4 protein-coding genes are annotated in these 3,790 nt (G+C 66.5%); 2 read left to right on the top strand and 2 right to left on the bottom strand.

What is annotated here, in order from left to right; genetic code table 11:
- A partial coding sequence (argH, locus tag ACH2AT_RS10800) for an argininosuccinate lyase (protein WP_394965970.1) occupies nucleotides 1–1,246 on the top strand: 1,246 nt, incomplete at its 5' end.
- 82 nt (nucleotides 1,247–1,328) lie between these two features.
- Here the strand turns inward: argH and nifU are convergent.
- Together nifU and nifS are read right to left on the bottom strand one after the other, a co-directional pair.
- Nucleotides 1,329–1,760: a Fe-S cluster assembly scaffold protein NifU gene (gene nifU, locus ACH2AT_RS10795; RefSeq protein ID WP_394965968.1), complete on the bottom strand. Its 432-nt coding sequence runs from the start codon at nucleotides 1,758–1,760 to the stop codon at nucleotides 1,329–1,331.
- Nucleotides 1,747–2,934: a cysteine desulfurase NifS gene (nifS, locus tag ACH2AT_RS10790; protein WP_394965966.1), complete on the bottom strand. Its 1,188-nt coding sequence runs from the start codon at nucleotides 2,932–2,934 to the stop codon at nucleotides 1,747–1,749. The genes nifU and nifS overlap by 14 nt, the downstream gene beginning before the upstream one ends.
- A gap of 170 nt (nucleotides 2,935–3,104) precedes the next feature.
- Here nifS and ACH2AT_RS10785 point away from each other — a divergent pair, with 170 nt between their 5' ends.
- Nucleotides 3,105–3,533 carry an RrF2 family transcriptional regulator gene (locus tag ACH2AT_RS10785; protein WP_394965964.1) on the top strand — a complete coding sequence of 143 codons (429 nt, stop codon included), beginning with the start codon at nucleotides 3,105–3,107 and terminating at the stop codon, nucleotides 3,531–3,533.
- The last annotated feature ends 257 nt before the right edge of the window (nucleotides 3,534–3,790 follow it).

The raw sequence follows: 3,790 nt of genomic DNA, 5'->3' as shown, positions 1-3,790 counted from the left end.
GGGCATCCTTTCCGAGGCGGACGGCGCCGCCATCCAGGAGGGCCTTGAGGGCATTATGGCGGACCTTGAGAGCGGGGCCCTTTCCATCGACCCCGCCGCCGAGGACATCCACACCTTCGTGGAGGCCGAGCTGACAAAGCGCATCGGCGAGCCGGGCAAGCGGCTGCACACCGGCCGCAGCCGCAACGACCAGGTGGCGGTGGACCTGCGCCTCTGGCTGCGGGACGCGGCCGCCGGCCTCAACGAGAAGATGGCCGCCCTGTGCGAGGCGCTGCTCAGGCAGGCCGCCGCCCACGCGGCGGACGTGATGCCCGGCTACACCCACCTGCAAAGGGCCCAGCCGGTCACCTTCGGCCACCACCTGCTGGCCTATGTGCAGATGCTTCTGCGGGATATGGACCGCCTGGCGGACTGGAAGAAGCGGATGAACCTCTGCCCTTTGGGCAGCGGCGCGCTGGCGGGCACCACCTACCCCATCGACCGCCACGCCGCCGCCGCGGCGCTGGGCTTTGACGGCCCCTGCGAAAACAGCCTGGACGGCGTGTCCGACCGGGATTTCTGCATCGAGCTGGCGGCGGCCATCGCCACCTGCATGGTGCACCTGTCCCGCCTGTCGGAGGAGATCATCCTCTGGTGCAGCTGGGAGTTCAGGTTCATCGAGCTGGACGACGCCTTCACCACCGGCTCCTCCATCATGCCCCAGAAGAAGAACCCCGACGTGACCGAGCTCATCCGGGGCAAGACGGGGCGGGTCTGCGGCGACCTGACCACCCTTCTGATGATGATGAAGGGCCTGCCCCTGGCCTACAACAAGGACATGCAGGAGGACAAGGAGGCCATCTTCGACGCGGTGGACACCCTCGGCCTGTGCCTGTCCACCCTGGCCCCCCTCATCGACACCATGAAGGTGCTGCCGGACAACCTGCGGGCGGCGGCCTCCCAAGGCTTCATCAACGCCACCGACTGCGCCGACTACCTCGCCAAAAAGGGCATGCCCTTCCGGGACGCCTACAAGCTCACCGGCCGGCTGGTGGCCCTGTGCATCAAGGGGGGCCTCACGCTGGACACCCTGCCCCTGGCCCAATACAAGGCCATGAGCAGCCTCTTTGAGGAGGACGTCTACGCCGCCATCGACCTGGGCGCCTGCTGCGCGCTGCGCCGCAGCTTCGGCGGCCCCGCCCCCGAAAGCGTGCACGCCCAGCTGGAAAGCGCGAAAGCAAAGCTGGACCAGCACCGCAAGTTTTGAATAAAACGGGCCGCCGGCCGTGGTTTTCCACGGCCGGCGGCCTTTGTATATGCTTGCTGTTTTGGAGGAAACAAAGAGGATGTCATTCGTGGGCGTGGCAGCAGCCGCAGTCCCCGGTGCAGAAGGCGGCGGCGTCGTAGGAAACGCCGTGCCTGTCGTAATAGTCCTTCACGGCGGCCTTCACCGCCTCCTCCGCCAGCACCGAACAGTGGATCTTGTGGGCGGGCAGGCCGTCCAGAGCTTCCACCACGGCCTTGTTGGAGAGCTCCAGCGCCTCGGAAAGGGGCCTGCCCTTGATCATCTCGGTGGCCATGCTGCTGGTGGCGATGGCCGACCCGCAGCCGAAGGTGATGAAGGACACGTCCTCGATGACGCCGTCCTTCACCTTGATGTACATCCGCATGATGTCGCCGCACTTGGCGTTGCCCACCTCGCCGACGCCGTCGGCGTCTTCCATCTTGCCCATGTTCCGCGGGTTGCGGAAGTGGTCCATCACCTTGTCAGAGTATAACATGATCTCTCTCTCCTTTTTCCAGTTCGTCCCACACGGGGCTGCAGGCCCGCAGGTAGCTTACCACCCGGGGCACTTCTTTTAAAATGTGCTCCACGTCCTCGTCGGTGTTCGCCTCGCTTAAAGAGAGCCGCAGCGAGCCGTGGGCCACCTCGTGGGGCCGGCCGATGGCCAGCAGCACGTGGCTGGGGTCCAGCGAGCCGGAGGTGCAGGCCGACCCGCTGGAAGCGGCGATGCCCGCCTCGTCCAGCATCAGCAAGAGGCTTTCGCCCTCGATGCCCTCAAAGCAGAAGTTCACGTTGCCCGGCAGGCGCGGGGAGGCCGCGCCGTTCAGCGCCGCGTGGGGAATGGCCGAAAGCCCGGCGATGAGCCTGTCCCGCAGGGCGCTCACCCTGGCGGCGTTCTCCTCCAGATGGGCGCAGGCTTCCTCCAGGGCGGCGGCCATGCCCGCGATGGCGGGCAGGTTCTCGGTGCCCGCCCGGCGGCGGCGCTCCTGGGCCCCGCCGTAAATCAGCGGGGCCACCGGCACGCCTTTGCGCACATACAAAGCGCCCACGCCCTTGGGGCCGTGGAACTTGTGGCCGGAAAGGCTGAGCATGTCGATGTCCATCGCCTTCACGTCGATGGCGATGTGCCCCGCCGCCTGCACCGCGTCGGTGTGGAACAGCACACCGGCGTCCCGGCAGATGCGGCCCAGCCGGGCGATAGGCTGGATGGTGCCGATCTCGTTGTTGGCGAACATCACGCTCACCAGCGCCGTGTCCGGCCGCAGGGCCGCCTGCAGTTCCTCCGGCCGCACAAGGCCGTCGGCGTGCACCGGCAGCAGCGTCACCTCAAAACCCTCGGTGCGCAGCGCGTCCAGCGTGTGCAGCACCGCGTGGTGCTCAAAGGCGGTGCTGATGATGTGTTTCTTGCCCTTCTTCGCCCCGAAGGCCGCCCCGCTGCGCAGGGCCTGGTTGTCCGCCTCGCTGCCGCCGGAGGTGAAGACGATCTCCCCCGGCTCGGCCCCCAGACACCCGGCCACCCGGGCGCGGGCGCCGCTCAGCGCCTCCTCGGCCCGCTGGCCGAAGGCGTACAGGCTGGAGGGGTTGCCCCACAGCCTGTCCATGGCGTCGATCATGGCCGCCCGCGCCGCCGGCGAGACGGGCGTGGTGGCCGCGTTGTCTGCATAGATCATAGGAAAGAACTCCTTTTTCACAATAAAACCTATAAACCTTGTAGGTTTATGCCTCTATCATACGCGCAAATTCCTACAATGTCAATAGGAAATTTGCGAAAACGGCTTGCCAAAGCCGCAAAGTGTGTGGCATAATAATGCAAAAGAAAGGCCGAAGGAGGCGAAAAAAGATGGTGGTGTCCAGCAAAGGGCGGTATGCGCTGCGGGTGATGGTGGAGCTTGCGGCGGCGCCCCGAGGGGAATACCAGCCGCTGGCGCGCATCAGCGAGGGGCAGGGCATCTCGGAAAAATATCTGGAGGCCATCTTCGCGCCGCTGGCGAAGGCGGGCTTTGTGGAGGGCCAGCGGGGCAAGAACGGCGGCTACCGGCTCACCAGGCCCGCAAAGGACTACACGGTGGGCAGCATCCTGCGGCTGACGGAAAAAACGCTGGCGCCGGTGTCCTGCATGGCGGAAGGCGCGCCGGCCTGCGGCCGGGCCGGCCAGTGCACCACCCGGGCCATGTGGCGCGGGCTGGACAGGCTCATCAACGGCTACTTCGACGGCATCACCCTCCAGGACCTGGCCGAGGGCAGACTGCCCCCGGCGGCGGGAGGCTGAGGGAACGCCCCGCCGCACGGCGGGCGCAAAAGGGCGTGCCGCGCCCGGCGTGGGCCTGTGCAGAAGGGGCGGCCGCTGCCTTTGCCGCGCATGTTTTGGGGGCGTTTTGCCCTGCGCCCCGCGTTGACGCGGCCCGCCAAACCTGTTATAATACAAAATGGCCCGCTGGCAAGCGGGCAAACAGGGAGCAGTACTCAAGTGGTCGAAGAGGCGTGACTCGAAAGTTTGAGGCTTTCTGGCTGATTCGTCCGCAGGGT

The organism is Candidatus Allofournierella excrementigallinarum (genome assembly GCF_944388085.1).
Taxonomy (GTDB): domain Bacteria; phylum Bacillota; class Clostridia; order Oscillospirales; family Ruminococcaceae; genus Allofournierella_A; species Allofournierella_A excrementigallinarum.
This window is presented reverse-complemented; position numbering and strand designations above follow the sequence as displayed.